We start from the raw sequence: 17,858 nt of genomic DNA, 5'->3' as shown, positions 1-17,858 counted from the left end.
AGTTACACACTCATATAAAAGCGCAAATAAAACGTTGCGTGTAAACAAGTGGTGTTTATCTAGCTGAAAAGTTATGTACAATATACTTGTGAGAAGCGCCAAGTTGGCTCCTTTTGCTCCCCCGGCAAAAAATAATATCCCTTTCAAATTATCAAGCAAAATAGAAGGACGGTAAAGCAAAAAGCTAAATTTGAAAATAAGAACATTGAGTAAAAGCGCATTGCCAAGAATGGAACTTAATTGATTTAATAACGGCTCGTCCTTTCGTAATAAATAGCAATAACAGTATATGCGCATAATAATAAAAAAGAATGATTAGCCTAGAAGCCTTTACGAAAACAGGGCCAAATGAAATGGTTTCGTGAAGCATGAGCTGGCTTTCTCCTTTATTTTAAATACAGTTATTATTAAACCATAAAGCCGGATAAAGATATATTTTTTTGCTTACTGAAGCATTCTTATCGATCATAAAACCATAAACAACCAACTTTCCTTGTTTATTGTTAAAATATCCCCTTCAGCATTAAATAGCCAAAGGGGATATTGTTTTAGCGAATGTTTTTATGTTTATTTTTCATTTTTTCCGCTTCTACTTCCGCATATGAAGCGAACTCGTTGTTAAAGCCATTTTTTTGCTTTGCGTTATTATTTCGCTGCGCATTGGCATTACCAAGCTTTGTGCGTCCCATGCAAGTCACCCCTTATCTAGGAAATTCATTTGTAGTATGAGCGGGGTGCAGGCAAGTTATGTTACTCATTTTTTCCCTTCGCAATTTGGTTTTCCGGATATGAAATCCAATCGCTCCAACTTCCGACATATAACCTAACATTTGTGTAACCTGCTTCCGTTAATGCAAGAACATTCGGACAGGCTGTGACACCTGAACCGCAATAGACAATCACCTCTTGAGCTTTTGGAATATCCGCAAACCGCTGCTCTTGTTCGATGGATGTTTTCCAACACGCATCCTCTGTTAGACCTTCTCGCCAAAAATAGTTTTTTGCTCCTGGAATATGCCCGGCAATCCGGTCAATCGGTTCCGCTATTCCTAAATAGCGTTTCGGTTCACGTGAATCAATCAACAGTGTTGACTTGTCTTTAATTCCCCTTTGGACATCCTCCATGGTTGCTATTAAGTGCGGCTGAAGGTTTGCCACAAATGTTTTTCTTGAATAAATCGGGACATCTGTTGTAATCGGATAGCCTGATTCGACCCATTTTTCATACCCACCATCTAACACATATACTTGTTCATGACCAAGGTAGCGCAATATCCACCAGAAGCGGGCAGCTATAGAGCTTGCTTGACTATCATAGGCAACTACAACCGTATCTTTATCAATTCCTGCCGACGAAAGCTTTTCAATAAACTCATCGATATTTGGTAACGGATGTCTGCCACCATGTTCTTTAATGGGTGATGATAAATCCATCTCTAAATCAAAATATAAAGCACCCGGTATATGACCTCTTATGTACTCTTTTAATCCACGCGGCGCATCTCCCATATAATAGCGGCAATCAATAATTCGGATTTCCTCTTGATTTAATCGGTTCGCTAACCATTCATTTGTTACGATATATTTCATAATCCCTTACCTCTGTTTACGTATTTTTTCCGCATATTCTCTAACCATATTGACCGTTACATACTTTCGTTGCGGTATAATTCCCTGCTTGGCAAGGTCATTGATTTGTTTTGTGACTGCATTAATGGCATCTACTGTGAACGCTTCACCATTCAAGCACCGTGATAACGCTTCATCAATACATTTTTCACGTTCAGCATCTAACTGTAAAAATCTTCTCACAATCATATGTTGTTTATTAGAATGTGCAGTAATGGCATGATGTACCTCACTCATATTGATACTCCTTTCATAATCTCTCTTTCTCCATCAGCTTTTTTACTTGTTCTTTCGGGACCCAGCAATTAAATTTATAAAAAGGCTTTGTCTCATAGCCCAAACGTGTGCAGCGAAATTGCTGTCCTGTTACGGTCTTGATGACCCCATAATGAATGCAAGTGGCACAAGCATGAAAACGATTTTCCATAGCACCTCTCCCTGCTAAATTTTTAGAAGCGTCCAAAGAAGCTCGTTTAATTCTTGCACATCTACTCCCTCTGGCTCGCTGGTATGTTTCTGAAAATAATCCAGCAACGAATTAAGCATCTCATTGAAGAATGATTCTTTCGGTATATGCTTGGAATATACATCCATCGTTTTAGCTTTTACTAATACGTTAATCATTTCTTCTATATATTGGTCTCCATCTGCTAGCTGCTTTACGGAAAGAGGAGGAAGGGATTGGCGTTTAGCAATCCAGCGCATCGCCATAACCCCTCTCAATGCTTGCAAAAATGTTTTCACGTACACTTTACTTCCCGTTTCCTTGCGCTTTAACTCTTTTATATTTTTTTGTGCTAACGATTGATAGTGGCGGAATAGCACTTGCAACGAATAGCCCGAATAAATGATTTGTTTCATATTTATATAAAAAAACTCATCTTTCAAATAAATGCACGGCGAACAAAACCATTCATATAAAGCCGGGTTGGATTTCCGACACAACTCGAAAGCTTTAAAAATGTCCCAGCCGTGATATTCCACAGAAAATGGCGACTTCCGACTAATCGTTCGTTCGCTTTGAACAATTGACATATAAGCGCGCAGCGGTCTCATATAAATGAAGCGTACATCGTAGTCACTTTCAGCTGTTTCCGTTCCGTAGGCGCGGCTTCCCGCCTCACAAGCATACAGAATACGAATATTTTCTTCTTTTTCAATCGAGTTTAAATACTTAATGATCCGTTTACGCATCTACATCCCCTAATATATCATTTAATCTTGACTCAATCATTTGTAAATGGTCGATATTTACTGGTTCCGTTAATGCAGAAATTAGCCCGGCAAAATACTCTGTACTTTGCTGCTCGAGATAATAATGAAGCATTTTTATAGCTTTTTCATATTGCTCGCGATAATCATGTAAAAGACGCCGCTCGTTTTCACGCAAATATTCGGAAACCGGTTCTTGTAGCTGCTTTTCTAATTCTTCTCTCATAAACCGCTTTTGATCAAGTTCAAAAAACGACTTCGCGTTTTTATAGTGCGCTAACGCTTTTTTGAAACGGGAAAGATTCATATTTTGCAGACCTATTTCAAACTCTAGCGATTCAAACTCATAATTTTCCAAGTCAGAAAATGCGATTCCGCTATGAATCGAAGCGGCTTTCAATTGCAGCCTTGCAAATTGTTCTTGCAATTGGCGTGAGATAAAATTCTCCACTCGCAAGCTTGTCGCACGCATTTCTTGAGCTAAATCAAAGCCGATTGAACTTAATAATTCTTGAAGACATGACTCGAGCGCTTTTTTTATATCTCGAACGTCTTCACGCAGTACAGCCGGATTAAACGCTTCTTTAAACCAATCGCCGAAACGGAGAAAAATTCGTTGTTTTATATAGTAAACTAATTCGGATGTTTCCTGCTCAAGTGCGTTAAAATCTGTTTCCGTTGCACCCACGTTAAACAATTTCTTTATTTCTTCTTGCTCTTGCATAATCTTTTGCAATTTTTCCTGTTTCGCATTTATATCTAACTGTGCTTCGGCAATATATTCAGCAATGATCTTGCGGACTCGCTTGATTTCTGTATATGCACTAGTAATGGCAAGAGCCGTCAATTCATCGATAATAAAATGATGGAAATCAGCCTCAAAACGGCGAATTCCAGATTCGCTTAAAATTCCATAACTTGCCTCACTTCTTTTGCCTGTTTTTTCTTCTAATGCAAAGCGGCTTGAAAGTGGATACAGGCGCGGATTACGAATTCCGAATCGAACAAGCTGCTCTTCGACATACGCAAGAACATTGTTTAATTCATCATGTGAATGAGCAAGATCAGACGCATTCACAATAAAGAACATTTTATCCATGCTAAACGTATCTTTGACGCGGCCTAGTTGAATGAGAAATTCGCGATCTGCTTTTGAAAATGCGTGATTATAATATGTGACAAATAGCACAGCATCGGCATTTTTAATATATTCAAAGGCAACTCCGGTATGGCGCGCATTAACAGAGTCAGCCCCCGGCGTGTCCACAAGCGTAATTCCTTGTTCCGTAAGCGGGCAGGCGTAGTATAGCTCTATCCATTCAACAAAACATGCCTTCGTTTCATCAGCAACATATTCGTCAAAGGCCTCTAAATCAACACGAAGCATTTCTCCAAGGCGGTTTTGAAGTGCATCATATCCATGCACGACCGCCTTAATAAATGAATAGTGAGGTTTTTCTCTCGCATCGACAGATACAATTTGTAATGCCTTTTTACTCAATTCAAATGCTTCGTCTAGCGTTTCTGGTTTGAGATTGAAATAACGTAACGATGTTTGCAAATCTTTTAAAATTTGTTCCCTCGTCTTCAATTGCACAATGACCGTACCATGTGGATTGTCCACAGTAGGCGGGACAATTTTATTAATCGTTGCCGTTGTCGGATTCGGTGAAACAGGCAGAACTTTTTCACCGATCAGCGCATTAGCAAACGATGATTTTCCTGCGCTGAACGCTCCGAACAAGGCAACGGTAAACGAGCGGTTTTTTAATCGTTGCGCTTTTTCATTTAACTCGGTAATGAACCTCTTCATTCCTTTCACGTCTTTAATTAAATCGACCGTGTGATATAAATCCGCAATCGCTTTTTCCGTTTCAATTTTGACAGCTGTTTTTCCGCTTTCCTCTTCATGTTCATTCATTTGGCGCTCTTCTGTTTTTTTCACGTTTGCCGTGTTTTCCTGCTGTTTGCTTGCTCTGATGACAAATGTCTCGGCAACAAGTCCGGCAATCCGCTCTTCTGTATGTTCCTGAAGAGGGACATCTCCTTCCATCACTTCAATCAGTTTTTCATACGCTTCTTTGCGAAGTTGGCTCAATTCTTCTAAACGGGCCTGTACTCTCAATTGTTCCTGTTCCTGGTTCAAGCGGCTCTGCAATGCTTTGATTTCAGCTTCCGCTCTTTCCCGCCATTTCATGATAAACTGTTCAAATAGGCGCATCGCCTGATTTCGATAGAGACGTTTAAACTCGTTTGCAACATCGTTCGTATATGTCAAAATATAGTCGCCTGTTACCCCTGCTCCTTTTTTAACAATACGTGCCAGCATCTCCTCGGTAAACGGCACAGTTAATTGCTGGAATTGTTGTAGTAACTCATGTTCTTCCATATTATGTTCTTTCAAAAAACGAATAAGCAGCTCACGAACATGCCACTCCATATTCGTGCGAACCTTTTCTTTCACATCTTCATAAAACGAAAGAAGTCTTTTTTCCCGTTCCGCTGCCGTTTTTGCTTTTGTAAAAAATAATCCTACTTTAAAATCCGGCTGTAATGATTCAAGAAACTCCCGGGCGAGCTCTCTTGTTTCAAACGGCATTATATAGGCGTGCTCTAATACGTTATTTAATTCAGCCGTAAATTGTCGTTCGATCTTCTCGCCTTGTTTTTCGACTGCTTTGATTTCTTGTTCAATATGGTTTATTCGTTCGGACAAATCCTCAAGTTTGATTTCATCATGAAGCCGTGCCTTTAATTGTTCTTCCTCATAAGCGTCCTTTTCTTGTAAAAAGAACAGATGGTCACGCAGCAATTGCTTCAGTGCTGTTTTGATTCCTGAGACAAACCGCTCATCTTTTTCATGAAAAAGTGTTTGCAAAAAGTTGAATAAGCGGTTGAATTCATTATACGGCAGATCCGGTTGCTTTAATGACGTAAAGAAAATTTCTTCTACCTTGACGTTCCAATCCCGAAACGCTTGAACAACCGACTGTTTGAAATCGGTAAACGATAATTCTTCTTCTCGATGTTTGTCAATTTGGTTGACAATGAGATACACCGATTTTCCATGGTCGGTGAGTTCTTTTGTGAATTGAAAGTTCAGCTCTGATTGGACATGATTGTAATCCATCGTGTAAAAGACGACATCAGATAAATGAAGAGCGGATTCAGTAGCTAACCGATGCGCATCATCTGTCGAATCGATTCCCGGCGTATCCATGATAACAATACCGTGCGGCAGCCTGTCAGTACGATGGCTAATTTCAATCGATTCAATCGCATCTCCGTCTTTGCAGAATGATTTTATTTCATCATAATTGTACGGTGCTGAATATTCAATGGCCGGTTCGTTTTTGTAATACACACGAGCGCATTCTCTTCCTGACTTTACTTTTACCAAATTAGCGCTTGTCGGAATTGGACTTGATGGCAAAATCGGTTCACCAATCAGTTCGTTAATCATGCTCGACTTTCCCGCAGAAAAATGCCCACAAAAAGCAATAACAAACTCTTCATTATTCACTTTTTTCATTAACTGTTTGACTTTTTCCGCGTTCACACAATCCCCTTTTTTTGTCATTTCATCGTAAATATAAAGTAATTTCCTCAGCCATTGTTGCAATGATAGTGTTTCTTTTGTATCAATCATAAAACATAACCCCTTGTTCCCTTTAACATCGTATACACCCATTTTACTGTATTTACGCAATTTTCCCAACAAAAAAACAACAAATCCCATCAGTTTATTTGATGGGACGGAGAGGGAAAAAGCGATTTCGTTTATGAAACTCACTGTTGTAATTTGTCATTGTGCATAGCGCCTGCTCTTCAACGGAAATACGAATCGATAAGACGATGATATTTAGCAGGCTAAAAATGATAGCTGTCCAATATGCTTGAAACAACAAAGGAATGAGAACAAATTCAAAAGCGACGACCGTATAGTTCGGATGACGCAGCCAACGGTATGGTCCCTTTGCTACTACTTTCGCCTTCGGAAGTACAAGTATTTTCGTATTCCAAAAACGACCAAGCGATAAAATTGTCCATACACGCAGCAGCTGCGTGATGAAAAATCCGCTTAAAATGATGGGCCAAAGCGGCGATAGCTTAGCGCCCTGCAGCATTGCTTCTAGCCAAAACGATAGTAGAAATAAGACATGAACAAGCACGATATATTTATAATGGCCTTGGCCAAACTCCTTCGCTCCCTTTTCCTTGAGCCAACGTTCATTTTTTTTTGCAATCAACAGTTCACTTAATCGTTCAGCAATGATAAACAAAAAGAATGCATAAAAAATCACTGCTTTCCCCCCCATCGCAATAACACTAATTCAGAGCTGAACCCCGGACCGAGCGCAAGTAGCAAACCGTGTTCTCCTTCTTTGACTGGTTGCTTCATAAATTGTTCAAGCACAAAATAGACGGTGACAGATGACATATTTCCAAATTGCTTGAGAATTTGAAATGATACAGCTGTCTTCTTTTCATCGATTCCAAGTGCTTTTTGATAAGCTTCTAATACTTTTTTGCCGCCGGGATGGGCAATAAAATAGTCGATGTCAGCCATCGTTAGACTATGCGAACGCAAAAATTGTTCGACATTCGGTTTCAGCCATGAACTAATGAGGGAAGGAATATCTTTTGAAAAAATCACAAAAAAACCATCATCACAAATATCCCATCCCATCACATCTTCTGCATGACGCATGAACGTCGACTGCGAAGCTAAAATGTGCGGCTTGAGTTGCTTATCGTCCGCTTCATCTCCCGCTACACATATACAAGCGACCCCATCAGCAAACAATGATGTTCCAATTAAATTACTTTTGGAGCTGTCATTGGGCTGAAAAGTTAAACTACAAAATTCAACGGCAAGTACGAGTACTTTCGCCTTTGGAAACGCAAGACAATACTCATACGCACGCGCCAATCCCGCCGCTCCTCCTGCACAGCCTAAGCCCCAAATGGGAATTCGTTTTATATGCAAGGAAAACGGAAGTTTGTTTATCAGTCTCGCCTCAATGCTCGGCGTTGCAATCCCGGTTGTCGATATATAAAAAATCGCCTCAATTTCTTCATAATCAATGGGCGACTGTAAAAAATGTGGATTTTGTAGACAATTTTTAATTGCTTCACAACCATATTGTAAGGCGCTCTCAATATACGTATTGTTTTTTTCCGAAAAGCGATGTTTTTCTTTATACCAGTCTAGATTTTTTACAAAATAGCGGGATTCAATTTGTCCATTATCGAAAATATTCATCAAGCGATCAATATCGCGAAAGGCTTTGCCAAATAACTGTTTCGTATACTCCTTAACGGTGTCTTGATTCAGCTGATACGGCAATTTCGCTGTCCCTACCGATACAATGGTTGGCATTGGAAACACCTCTAGACGCTTTTTATAACGTTAATTTCTCCATAAATGTAATGATTATACAAATTTTAATCATAAAAAAGGCTGACCAAATGCAAAGTGTCAGCCCCCACAATAAAAATATGTTCGTATATAACACTGAATAAGAACACTTTAAAGATGGATTGAATGTGAAATCAGACACTTATCGGTCAGCCCCGTTGACGTTTTGAAAGGAGGTGTTGTTGTGCAATTTTTATTATATGTTTTTTTAACAAGTACACATAGCATATTTATTGGTGGGATATAAAAATTTTGTAAATTTATGAATTTCTATGTAAAACTGTATCAATTATTTGTTATGATAAGTAGGTGTGCATAGTGGACAAGGGAGATGGATGATGATGTCTTTAGTAGGAGAAAAGGTAACCACCATTTTAAACGGAACCATTGAAGCAGCAAAAGGAGTGATTCCGCTTCAGTTTACCATTGATCAACCTTCTCTTTTTACCGCTCCACTTACTCAATCACCCATTAGTGTGTTAATTGGTATGACAGGCGATGTATGTGGGCGGCTTGTTATCGAAGGTGATGTATCTTCTTTTAGCTATATAGGTGAAATGATGTTCGGAATGGCGCTTGAAGGAGAAATACTCCAATCATTTACCGGAGAATTGGGTAATATGATCGCCGGAAATCTCGCGACTAATCTATCAAAAAAAGGCATCTCGATAGATATTACATCACCGACCGTTTTAGTCGGGCAAACAAAACGGTGCGGATTGGATAAAGCGTTTCAGATTCCTATCTTCATTGAGGGGATAGGAGAAATTCAAATTATTTTAACGATTGATCTTTAGTTCGTTTTTATATGCAAAAACGTCACTTTCCTTTTCGTAAGTTTCGAAAAAGAAAATGACGTTTTTTATTATATCGTTTATGAAACTTTTTGTTCACTCAATTGAGATACAGTTTTCATTCCTTTTTTACTTGGTAATACATTGAAAATGATATTAAGAACAACCGCAGTCATGCTTCCTGCTACGATTCCATTATCCGTTAAAATGCGAACGCTTGAAGGCATCTGCGAAAACAGATCAGGTACTACCGTTACTCCAAGACCCATGCCGACTGAGCAAGCAATAATTAGCAAGTTTTCTTGAGAGGCAAATTCCACTTTGCTCAACATCTTAATTCCATAGGCAACAACCATGCCGAACATCGCTACCATTGCTCCACCTAACACCGGAGCGGGGATAATCGTTGTTACTGCTGCTACTTTCGGAATCAACCCAAGCGCTACTAACATAATACCGACCGTATAAATAACATTACGTGTTTTTACACCTGATAGTTGGACAAGACCTACGTTTTGCGAATATGTTGTGTACGGAAACGCATTGAACAATCCACCAAGCAAAATGGCTAAACCTTCTGCCCGGTATCCATTCGCTAAATCTTTTTCCGTCAATTCCCGCTCGCAAATATCACTTAATGCAAAATACACTCCGGTTGATTCTACGATGCTGACTACCGCTACTAAAATCATTGTTAAAATGGCTGTCAAATTAAAGCTTGGCACGCCAAAGTAGAAAAGATCCGGCATGTGGAACCAAGACGCTTCACTAACAGCACTAAAATCGACTTTCCCCATAAAAGCAGCAACAATTGTGCCTACAATCATACCGATTAAAATAGCAATGGAACGTATAAAGCCGGTAAAGAAACGATATAAACAAATGATAAATAATAAAACGCCAAATGACAGGGCAATATTACTCAAATCACCAAAATCTTTTGCTCCTTGTCCGCCAGCCATATTATTCATTGCAACTGGGATTAGCGTAATTCCGATTACTGTGACAACTGAACCTGTAACAATCGGCGGAAAGAACTTAACTAGCTGTCCAAAATATTTTGCAAACAACACAACAAATAAACCTGCCGCGATGATTGCACCGTATACGGCTGAAACTCCATATTGATTTCCAATTGCAATAATCGGTCCCACCGCTGTGAACGTACAACCGAGTACAACTGGAAACCCAATACCAAAGAAACGGTTTTTCCAAACCTGGAGCAGCGTAGCGATTCCGCACATAAATAAGTCGATGGAAACTAAATAAGTGAGCTGCTCAACGCTTAAACCAAGCGCACCTCCTACAATAAGCGGAACGATAATCGCTCCGGCATACATCGCTAAAACGTGCTGTAATCCTAATGAAAATAATTTCATCGGTTTCACTTTGCTAAAGCCTCCTCCACAAATCGTACTTTCCCGTCGCTTAACGAAGCAATTTGTGCTAAAGATTCCACTTTAATTCCGCGTTCGCGCAATATTCTTCCTCCGTCTTGAAACGCCTTTTCAATAACAATTCCAATCCCGACCACTTGTGCTTTTGCTTGTTGGATCATATCGATTAGTCCTAACGCTGCCTGACCATTCGCAAGAAAATCATCAATGATTAAGACCGAATCTGAACAGTCGATAAATTTTCTCGAAATCGTAATCTCACTTTCCTCTTGTTTTGTAAATGAATACACTTTAGAAATATATAAATCGCTATTTAGCGTTAACGATTTACGTTTGCGTGCAAAAATTAAAGGAACCCCTAATTCATAGGCCGTCATTAAAGCTGGACCGATCCCGGATGATTCAATGGTTATAACTTTTGTAATCTTCTTATCGCGAAATTTTTCTGCAAATGCTTCACCAATCTTTTTCATTAATACGGGATCCATTTGGTGATTCAGAAATGAATCAACTTTCAATACATGTTCAGAGAGAACAATTCCTTCTGACATGATTTTTTCTTTTAATTCTCTCATGCCATACCTCCTTATCAAAATAAAAAAGCTTAAAAAACACTGCCTCACTCATCGACATGAGTCAGGCAATGTCTTTTAAGCTTGAAAAAAGGCATACGAATCCCGCATCATCATGCCATACAATATCGACATTGCCACTCATAGTCGATCGATTTACGGTCGATCGGTAGAGACTCGCGAGCCGTATTCCCGCAATTATATGAGTGAGCCAGTATTTATGAATTTATTTGCAGTATAGCATGATTTTGGCTGTTTGGAAAGATAAAATTTTAAAAACACGAACAAAATTTATATTCGTTCATCTAATGTTCGTGTTGTTAACATATTCTCTTTTTAATATACTAGCACGATTATAACCACGGTTCTCATCTATTGATCCTGATTAGACTCAAACCTATTTTCATTTTTCCATTGCTGCGCAATACCGCACGACACTCATTTCACCTACTCCAATCAATAAATATTGGAATTCATAACTTGATCCATTTATCATGTTCACAATATCTTCACACTTAAATGATGTGATATATGACAAAAATCGCTGTCATATCAATTTCTTACGCTTGTCACAGTGGTAAAGTAATCAATGAACAATTTGTGAAACCTTGAAAATCACCTAGCATTTTACCAATTGTTTTGTATGATGGAGGTGTAGAGATTGATTTCTGGGGGATCAACAGAAAGGAGTGAATGGGAGGATGGCGATACCACAGCTTCAAAACACAAAACCAAAAGTAAAAATGACAAAGGAAAGCCCTTCTTTAAAAGGAACACTTGCATCCGTTTTTTTACTAGGCTTTTTCCTTATGTTCACATGGATTAGCATCTATTTTCTATTCTTAGATCGTCTATGAAAGAAAGGAGAAAAAAGACGATATGCACATACACAAATATGAGAAGATTTGGCTATTTTTCGGAATCGGTTCATTATTCGTGTTTTTAACGATTATCGGTGTGAGTGCATTTGCACAAGGAAATCAGCCGCCAAGCTGTTTAACAACAATTGATCCTGAAAAAGTAGACGAAACTCCTCCGTTTAACAAACCTGGTTTAGTGAAAACCGGAGATAATGAATATCAATTAAACATTGTTGCTTCTGCATTTGCTTATACGCCTAATCAAATTGAAATTCCAAAAGGAGCAAAAGTGACCATCAATGTGACAACAAAAGATGTAATCCACGGTTTTGAGATGGCAGGAACAAACGTGAATATGATGGTTGAACCGGGATATGTGAACTCATTTACAAAAACATTTAACAAAACTGGCCAGTATACAATCGTATGTAATGAATATTGCGGTGCCGGTCACCATATGATGACGGCAAAAGTAAAGGTGGTAAATAAACAATGAATGAAACAATGAAAGTCGACCGCCGCGATGCAAAACTTGCAATGGCGCATATATATGTTGCATTTATCGCATTAGCACTCGGTGGATTCGCCGGATTATTGCAAGTGTTAGTTCGCTCAGGAAAATTTACTCTACCAGCAAACATTAGCTATTATACCATATTAACTACTCATGGTGTACTACTTGGACTTGTTTTAACCACATTTTTTATCATCGGTTTTCAATTCGCAGCGATGAGCCGGACAGCAGGAACGTTTTCCAATCAAGTGCGTACTTGGGGCTGGGTTGGCTTTTGGATGATGACAATTGGTACAGCGATGACCGCCTTTTTCATTTTAATTGGTGAAGCGTCCGTTCTTTTTACATTCTATGCGCCACTGCAAGCACATCCAGGTTTTTACCTCGGTTTAACGCTAGTTGTTGTCGGAAGTTGGATTAGTGGTTTTACGATGTTTGCGCATTATGCGAAATGGAAAAAAGCAAATCCCGGCAAAACAAGTCCGCTTCTTACATTTATGTCCGTTGCTAATATGATTTTATGGCTAGTATGTACATTAGGAGTGGCTGCAACTGTTCTTATTCAATTATTACCATGGTCTTTAGGCCTTATTGATCGAATTAACGTATTAGTAAGCCGGACATTGTTCTGGTATTTCGGTCACCCACTTGTTTATTTCTGGTTATTACCAGCTTATATGGTATGGTATGTTGTGATTCCAAAAATAATCGGTGGGAAAATTTTCTCTGATGCATTAGCTCGTTTATCGTTCATTTTATTCTTATTTTTCTCTATTCCGGTCGGATTTCACCATCAATTATTGGAGCCGGGAATTGATCCATTTTGGAAATATGTACAAGTTATCTTAACGTTTATGGTCGTCATTCCGTCTCTAATGACTGCTTTCTCGATGTTTGCAACTTTTGAAATGTATGGGCGTTCAAAAGGGGCTACCGGACTTTTCGGATGGTTGCGTAAACTTCCTTGGGGAGATGCTCGTTTCTTTGCACCATTTGTCGGAATGTTGTTCTTTATCCCTGCCGGTGCAGGCGGACTTGTGAATGCTTCACATCAATTAAACCAAGTCGTTCATAATACCATCTGGGTAACAGGACACTTCCACTTAACACTTGCGACAACGGTCGTCTTAACGTTCTTCGGAGCAGCTTATTGGCTCATTCCGCACTTAACAGGACGGGTCATGACCAAAACGATGAACCGTTTAGCGATTGTACAAACTGTTGTTTGGGCAATCGGCATGTGCTTTATGTCAGGTTCGATGCATTTTGCCGGATTGCTTGGTGCACCTCGCCGCTCCGCCTTCTCAACATACGGCAACTCGCCGCAGGCATTGGAGTGGATTCCATACCAAATCGCTCAAGCGATTGGCGGGACAATCCTTTTCATCGGTATTATTTTAGTACTCGTGATTGTTACTAACTTAGCCTTCTTTGCGCCAAAAGGAGAAACAGAATTCCCGGTTGGTGAAGTGGCTGAAACAGCTGAACGTACGCCACTTGTCTTCGAAAATTGGAAGCTATGGATCGGTATTACCGTAGCACTCATTTTAATTGCTTATACGATACCATTCATTGATATGATTCAAAACGCCCCTCCAGGCTCGAAAGGTTATAAATTATGGTAAGCTAAACGAAACAGGGCTGACCCATAAGTGTCTAACCTCACACACAATCTATATCGTGTTTTTATCCATTGTTTGGTTGTGGGGTCTGACACTTGCTTTTGGGTCAGCTCCTTTTTACATTACAATTGATAAATCGCTTTGTATTTTTCTTCTAGATAAGAAATTAAATAATCAGCATTTAATCCTTCTCCTGTCGCTTCTTGTAAAATCTCAAGCGGCTTTTTCGTTTTTCCAAAGCGATGTACTTTCTCTGTTAACCACTCACGAATTGGTAGAAGATTACCTTTTTCTAACAATTCATTGAAGTGTGGGATGTCTTTGAGCATGGCATGTTTCAATTGAGCAGCGTACATGTAACCGAGCGCATACGAAGGAAAATAACCAAAACTTCCCCCTGCCCAATGCACATCTTGTAACACACCAACAGCATCATTGTCAGGACGAATACCGAGATATTCTTCATACTTATCGTTCCAAATATCTGGCAAGTCTTTCACTTCAATCGTTCCGTTAAACAATCCTTTTTCAATTTCATAACGGACCATAATATGTAACGGATAGGTTAATTCATCTGCTTCAATGCGAATGAGTGAAGGTTTCGCTTCATTAATCGCACGATAAAATTCGTCTAGCGAAACAGTATGAAACTGTTCTGGGGCATATTCTTTCAATAAACGGTAATTTCGTTTCCAATACGCATAATGTCTCCCAATAAAGTTCTCATAAAAAAGTGATTGCGACTCATGAATCCCCATCGATGCCCCCGAACATAAAGGGGTGCCAACAAACTCTTTCGATATGTTTTGTTCATACAAGGCATGTCCACACTCATGAATCGTTCCGAACAAAGCTGTGCGGAAATCATTTTCATCATATTTCGTTGTAATCCGAACATCGCCTGGATTTAAGCCGATCGCAAACGGATGAACCGTTTCGTCTAAACGTCCTGCCTGAAAGTCATAACCAAGTTCTTTTAACAAGACTAAACTTAATTCTCGTTGCTTCTCCTTTGGAAATTTTTCAAATAAAAACGATGTTCTCGGCTTATTGGTTGATTGTACAATGGCTTTAACAAGCGGGACAATACGCTCACGCAGGCGGCTAAAGACATCGTCTAATACTTCAACCGTCATGCCAGGCTCGTATAAATCTAAAAGCGTATTATACGGATGGCCTTCATATCCCCAATAGTTGATAAATTTTTTATTGAACTGTACTAATTTTTCTAAATAAGGCCGAAACATGGAAAAATCGGCATTTTTTTTCGCTTCTTCCCATACCGATTCAGCTTTCGATTGCAGCACAACATATTCTTTATATTCTTCAGCAGGAATTTTTTTATTTCGATCATATTCTTTTATACATTCGCTTAAGGTGTAACGTGTGATGTCCGAAAGCTGCTTCTGCACGTCTTTTGACGATAGCTTGGCGATATACGCCGCCATTTCCTCTGATATTGACATTTTAAAAACTTCTTGCGAAAGCACACCGATCACTTCAGAACGCTGCTCGACACCTCTTTTCGGAGCACCGGTGCGCAAATCCCAATACATTAAACTAATCGCTTCATTATAGCTCATCATCTTTTTTACATAGTTTAAAAATTGTTCTTCTATTTTTTTTATACGATCCATCATGCTGTTCTCCCCCCCTATTCTCACTCATAAAATATCATTCGATAAAATGAAAAAAAATCCTTTTTTAATATAAAAAAGGCTGAACCATAAGTGTCTGACCTCACCCACCACTGACATTGTATATGTCCTATAGTGTTGTGGGGTCTGACACTTCTCTTTAGGATCAGCCTCTTATATCCGTCGGCAATACGTTTTTAATCGTTTCAATGACTTTGGCGTCTTCATCGCTTGTCACAAAAATAGAAACAATACCTTTGTCCTGATGGCTGCGCACAAGGCGACCTACTCCTTGACGAAGGCGTAAAATCATATATGGTACGTCCACTTGCCAAAACGGATTATCGCTTGATTTCCGCTTCGCTTGAAACACCGGATCATTTGGCGGATATGGAAGTGACCAAATAATGACGTTCGATAAAGATGGTCCCGGAACATCTAATCCTTCCCAGAGATGTTCTGCGCATAAAATCGTCTCTTCTTCATGTTGAAACTTTTTCACAAGTTCACTAATTTCCATATCTCCTTCAAATAAAAACGTAAACTGCCGCTCTTCGTTCACTGCTTTTTTGAATTGTTTTAGTTCCTGTTTAGAAGGAAACAATATAAGAGCACGACCGTTTGTTTCTCTAAGTTTCGCCAGAGCGTATTCATATTTATTCGCAAATAGATTTTCATCGTTTTTAAAAACCGGCATATAGATGGTCATTTGTTCGTCGTAATCAAAAGGAGAGTCGACACTAAATGATAAATATTCATCAATACCAAGACTTTCTGCCATATATTCAAACGATTTTTGATTCGATAATGTAGCAGAGGAGAAAATAAACGGTATGCGTTTGGAAAACACTCTTTCGCGCAGCACTTCTTGAACCGTGCGCGGCATAATCACAAGCGTGTTTTCTTCCTCTGTTGATTCAAGCCATGTAATCGCTTCTCGGTTATGAACAAAGAGAGTGAGGGAGTGCTCAATTTGATCTAAATATTCATCAACAATATTTAATACATAATGGTCAATGGTATATGTTTCGCTTTCAAAGACAAGTTCGTTACCGATTTGCACAATGCTGCTATGTAATTGTTTTGCCAGGCGAATTAATTCATCGGTATAATGGATTTCTTGTCGGTTGGAACCAACGATTTCGCGCCCGCATCTTGTTAACTCATCAAAAAAGCGTGCGCTTATTTCTAGCGTTTCTTCAATTAAGTATGCAAACTCTTCACGAATATCATTTTCTAATAAACGGCTCAGCAATTTTTCAAGCGTTGCTTCTTTCATTCGATACGTGAGCGCTTTTTGTGCGGCAAACTCTAATAAATGTCCTTCGTCAAAGACAACACAGCTCGCTTCCGGCAAAAGAGGAAGCTGTCCTTCCCGCTTCCGTGCTTCATATGTCCACACATGCTCCATGTAAAAATCATGAGAACAAATAATTAAATCGGCCGCTTTGCGGTAATGCTCACGCGATAACGTTTGTCCGCAACGATGGCGTTTTTCACACGTAAAGCAGTCTTCGAAAGGATCCCACGCAATTTTACTCCATTGCTCATCGTTTAAGTGCGGATACTCTTTGCGATCGCCATAATGGTAAAAACTTTGTAATGGTTGCGTATCATGCACAAAGGTAGGGAGCTCGTCAAATATTTGCTCATAAAGTTCTACATCATCATCTTCCAGCAAAGCGTTATCTAGTTTGCGTAGACATAAATATTGATCAGGGGATTTGGCTAAACGAACATCAATCTGCATATGTAACACATCGGACAACTTAGCAATGTCCCCTTCTTTTTTCACCAGCTGCTCAATCAGCGTTTCATCCGCACAGGCAATAATAGCTGGTTTTCCTGTATAACGCGCATAACAAATCGCATAAAGCAAGTAAACAATCGTTTTTCCTGTTCCTACCCCCGCTTCAGCAAAAATGACTTTCTTTTCTCTAAATGCTCGTTCCAGCTGAAACGCCATGTACACTTGCTCGTCACGCAACTCAAATCCGGCTTCAGGTAAAATATCATAAAACACATCGCCAATCCATTCATTTAACTTGTCAAAAAAATTCTCGTTTTTCCCTAAAGAAAATGGATACCGCTCATGGCTCATTGTCGCAAAAACCTCCAAAAAATTAAGAATAACAAACTATTATTATCATCGATATTTCCTAATAAGTCAATAATAACATCCATACACTTGCATGATTT

The 17,858-nt window shown here is 39.3% G+C and carries 16 protein-coding genes and 1 riboswitch; of the genes, 4 read left to right on the top strand and 12 right to left on the bottom strand.

The annotated features are described in order from the left end of the window. Nucleotides 1–548 precede the first annotated feature (548 nt). The 8 genes from HNQ85_RS03255 to HNQ85_RS03220 form a co-directional block, all read right to left on the bottom strand. Nucleotides 549–689, bottom strand: coding sequence for a hypothetical protein (locus HNQ85_RS03255; protein ID WP_181502881.1), 141 nt, complete (start codon nt 687–689; stop codon nt 549–551). A 61-nt stretch (nt 690–750) separates the two neighbouring features. After that, nucleotides 751–1,590 carry a sulfurtransferase gene (locus tag HNQ85_RS03250; protein WP_181536133.1) on the bottom strand — a complete coding sequence of 280 codons (840 nt, stop codon included), beginning with the start codon at nt 1,588–1,590 and terminating at the stop codon, nt 751–753. Nucleotides 1,591–1,596: 6 nt separating this feature from the next. Then, nucleotides 1,597–1,866 (bottom strand): YpbS family protein, encoded by a 270-nt coding sequence (locus tag HNQ85_RS03245; RefSeq protein WP_181536131.1) that lies wholly within the window; start codon nt 1,864–1,866, stop codon nt 1,597–1,599. 13 nt (nt 1,867–1,879) lie between these two features. Further along, a complete protein-coding gene (locus tag HNQ85_RS03240) occupies nt 1,880–2,056 on the bottom strand; it encodes a hypothetical protein (protein WP_181536130.1) in 177 nt (58 codons plus the stop codon). 14 nt (nt 2,057–2,070) lie between these two features. Then, nucleotides 2,071–2,823 (bottom strand): nucleotidyltransferase domain-containing protein, encoded by a 753-nt coding sequence (locus HNQ85_RS03235; RefSeq protein WP_181536127.1) that lies wholly within the window; start codon nt 2,821–2,823, stop codon nt 2,071–2,073. Further along, the gene (locus tag HNQ85_RS03230) at nt 2,816–6,490 is read right to left on the bottom strand and encodes a dynamin family protein (protein WP_181536126.1); all 3,675 of its coding nucleotides are present in this window, start codon (nt 6,488–6,490) and stop codon (nt 2,816–2,818) included. Before HNQ85_RS03230 ends, HNQ85_RS03235 begins: the two co-directional genes overlap by 8 nt. 94 nt (nt 6,491–6,584) lie before the next feature. After that, nucleotides 6,585–7,145 (bottom strand): isoprenylcysteine carboxyl methyltransferase family protein, encoded by a 561-nt coding sequence (locus HNQ85_RS03225; RefSeq protein ID WP_343046475.1) that lies wholly within the window; start codon nt 7,143–7,145, stop codon nt 6,585–6,587. Continuing rightward, nucleotides 7,142–8,224, bottom strand: a complete 1,083-nt coding sequence (locus tag HNQ85_RS03220) for a type III polyketide synthase (protein ID WP_181536122.1) — start codon at nt 8,222–8,224, stop codon at nt 7,142–7,144. Before HNQ85_RS03220 ends, HNQ85_RS03225 begins: the two co-directional genes overlap by 4 nt. Before the next feature lie 380 nt (nt 8,225–8,604). Between HNQ85_RS03220 and HNQ85_RS03215 the strand changes: the two genes are divergently transcribed. Next, the gene (locus HNQ85_RS03215) at nt 8,605–9,060 is read left to right on the top strand and encodes a chemotaxis protein CheX (RefSeq protein WP_181536502.1); all 456 of its coding nucleotides are present in this window, start codon (nt 8,605–8,607) and stop codon (nt 9,058–9,060) included. Between the two features lie 77 nt (nt 9,061–9,137). Here HNQ85_RS03215 and HNQ85_RS03210 read toward each other — a convergent pair whose 3' ends face one another. Then, nucleotides 9,138–10,436 (bottom strand): nucleobase:cation symporter-2 family protein, encoded by a 1,299-nt coding sequence (locus HNQ85_RS03210; protein ID WP_181536501.1) that lies wholly within the window; start codon nt 10,434–10,436, stop codon nt 9,138–9,140. Between the two features lie 5 nt (nt 10,437–10,441). Further along, the gene (locus HNQ85_RS03205) at nt 10,442–11,029 is read right to left on the bottom strand and encodes a xanthine phosphoribosyltransferase (protein ID WP_181536120.1); all 588 of its coding nucleotides are present in this window, start codon (nt 11,027–11,029) and stop codon (nt 10,442–10,444) included. A 121-nt stretch (nt 11,030–11,150) separates the two neighbouring features. Continuing rightward, nucleotides 11,151–11,252, bottom strand: a riboswitch (purine riboswitch). Between the two features lie 475 nt (nt 11,253–11,727). Between HNQ85_RS03205 and HNQ85_RS17495 the strand changes: the two genes are divergently transcribed. Genes HNQ85_RS17495 through HNQ85_RS03195 form a run of 3 tightly spaced genes read left to right on the top strand, consistent with a single transcriptional unit; the run spans nt 11,728 to nt 14,025 of the window. Further along, complete coding sequence (locus HNQ85_RS17495; RefSeq protein WP_246326761.1) at nt 11,728–11,883, top strand: cytochrome c oxidase subunit 2A; 156 nt, start codon at nt 11,728–11,730, stop codon at nt 11,881–11,883. A gap of 22 nt (nt 11,884–11,905) precedes the next feature. Next, nucleotides 11,906–12,382: a cytochrome c oxidase subunit II gene (locus HNQ85_RS03200; RefSeq protein WP_181536118.1), complete on the top strand. Its 477-nt coding sequence runs from the start codon at nt 11,906–11,908 to the stop codon at nt 12,380–12,382. Further along, on the top strand, nt 12,379–14,025 hold the full coding sequence (locus tag HNQ85_RS03195) for a b(o/a)3-type cytochrome-c oxidase subunit 1 (RefSeq protein WP_181536116.1): 1,647 nt from the start codon (nt 12,379–12,381) through the stop codon (nt 14,023–14,025). Before HNQ85_RS03200 ends, HNQ85_RS03195 begins: the two co-directional genes overlap by 4 nt. A 119-nt stretch (nt 14,026–14,144) precedes the next feature. Here the strand turns inward: HNQ85_RS03195 and HNQ85_RS03190 are convergent, their stop codons facing one another. Then, nucleotides 14,145–15,662 (bottom strand): carboxypeptidase M32, encoded by a 1,518-nt coding sequence (locus tag HNQ85_RS03190; RefSeq protein WP_181536114.1) that lies wholly within the window; start codon nt 15,660–15,662, stop codon nt 14,145–14,147. Nucleotides 15,663–15,825: 163 nt separating this feature from the next. After that, a complete protein-coding gene (locus HNQ85_RS03185; protein ID WP_181536112.1) occupies nt 15,826–17,760 on the bottom strand; it encodes an ATP-dependent DNA helicase in 1,935 nt (644 codons plus the stop codon). Nucleotides 17,761–17,858: the final 98 nt, after the last annotated feature.

The sequence above is a fragment of the [Anoxybacillus] calidus genome (assembly GCF_013760845.1).
Lineage (GTDB): Bacteria > Bacillota > Bacilli > Bacillales > Anoxybacillaceae > Paranoxybacillus > Paranoxybacillus calidus.
This window is presented reverse-complemented; position numbering and strand designations above follow the sequence as displayed.

What these genes read in the sequence shown, in the direction of transcription:
- HNQ85_RS03255 (WP_181502881.1), bottom strand. Translation starts at nt 689, where the DNA reads ATGGGACGCACAAAGCTTGGTAATGCCAATGCGCAGCGAAATAATAAC.
- HNQ85_RS03205 (WP_181536120.1), bottom strand. Translation starts at nt 11,029, where the DNA reads ATGAGAGAATTAAAAGAAAAAATCATGTCAGAAGGAATTGTTCTCTCT.
- HNQ85_RS03210 (WP_181536501.1), bottom strand. Translation starts at nt 10,436, where the DNA reads ATGAAATTATTTTCATTAGGATTACAGCACGTTTTAGCGATGTATGCC.
- HNQ85_RS03250 (WP_181536133.1), bottom strand. Translation starts at nt 1,590, where the DNA reads ATGAAATATATCGTAACAAATGAATGGTTAGCGAACCGATTAAATCAA.
- HNQ85_RS03200 (WP_181536118.1), top strand. Translation starts at nt 11,906, where the DNA reads ATGCACATACACAAATATGAGAAGATTTGGCTATTTTTCGGAATCGGT.
- HNQ85_RS03215 (WP_181536502.1), top strand. Translation starts at nt 8,605, where the DNA reads ATGTCTTTAGTAGGAGAAAAGGTAACCACCATTTTAAACGGAACCATT.
- HNQ85_RS03195 (WP_181536116.1), top strand. Translation starts at nt 12,379, where the DNA reads ATGAATGAAACAATGAAAGTCGACCGCCGCGATGCAAAACTTGCAATG.
- HNQ85_RS03220 (WP_181536122.1), bottom strand. Translation starts at nt 8,224, where the DNA reads ATGCCAACCATTGTATCGGTAGGGACAGCGAAATTGCCGTATCAGCTG.
- HNQ85_RS03190 (WP_181536114.1), bottom strand. Translation starts at nt 15,662, where the DNA reads ATGATGGATCGTATAAAAAAAATAGAAGAACAATTTTTAAACTATGTA.
- HNQ85_RS03245 (WP_181536131.1), bottom strand. Translation starts at nt 1,866, where the DNA reads ATGAGTGAGGTACATCATGCCATTACTGCACATTCTAATAAACAACAT.
- HNQ85_RS03185 (WP_181536112.1), bottom strand. Translation starts at nt 17,760, where the DNA reads ATGAGCCATGAGCGGTATCCATTTTCTTTAGGGAAAAACGAGAATTTT.
- HNQ85_RS03235 (WP_181536127.1), bottom strand. Translation starts at nt 2,823, where the DNA reads ATGCGTAAACGGATCATTAAGTATTTAAACTCGATTGAAAAAGAAGAA.
- HNQ85_RS03240 (WP_181536130.1), bottom strand. Translation starts at nt 2,056, where the DNA reads ATGGAAAATCGTTTTCATGCTTGTGCCACTTGCATTCATTATGGGGTC.
- HNQ85_RS03230 (WP_181536126.1), bottom strand. Translation starts at nt 6,490, where the DNA reads ATGATTGATACAAAAGAAACACTATCATTGCAACAATGGCTGAGGAAA.
- HNQ85_RS17495 (WP_246326761.1), top strand. Translation starts at nt 11,728, where the DNA reads ATGGCGATACCACAGCTTCAAAACACAAAACCAAAAGTAAAAATGACA.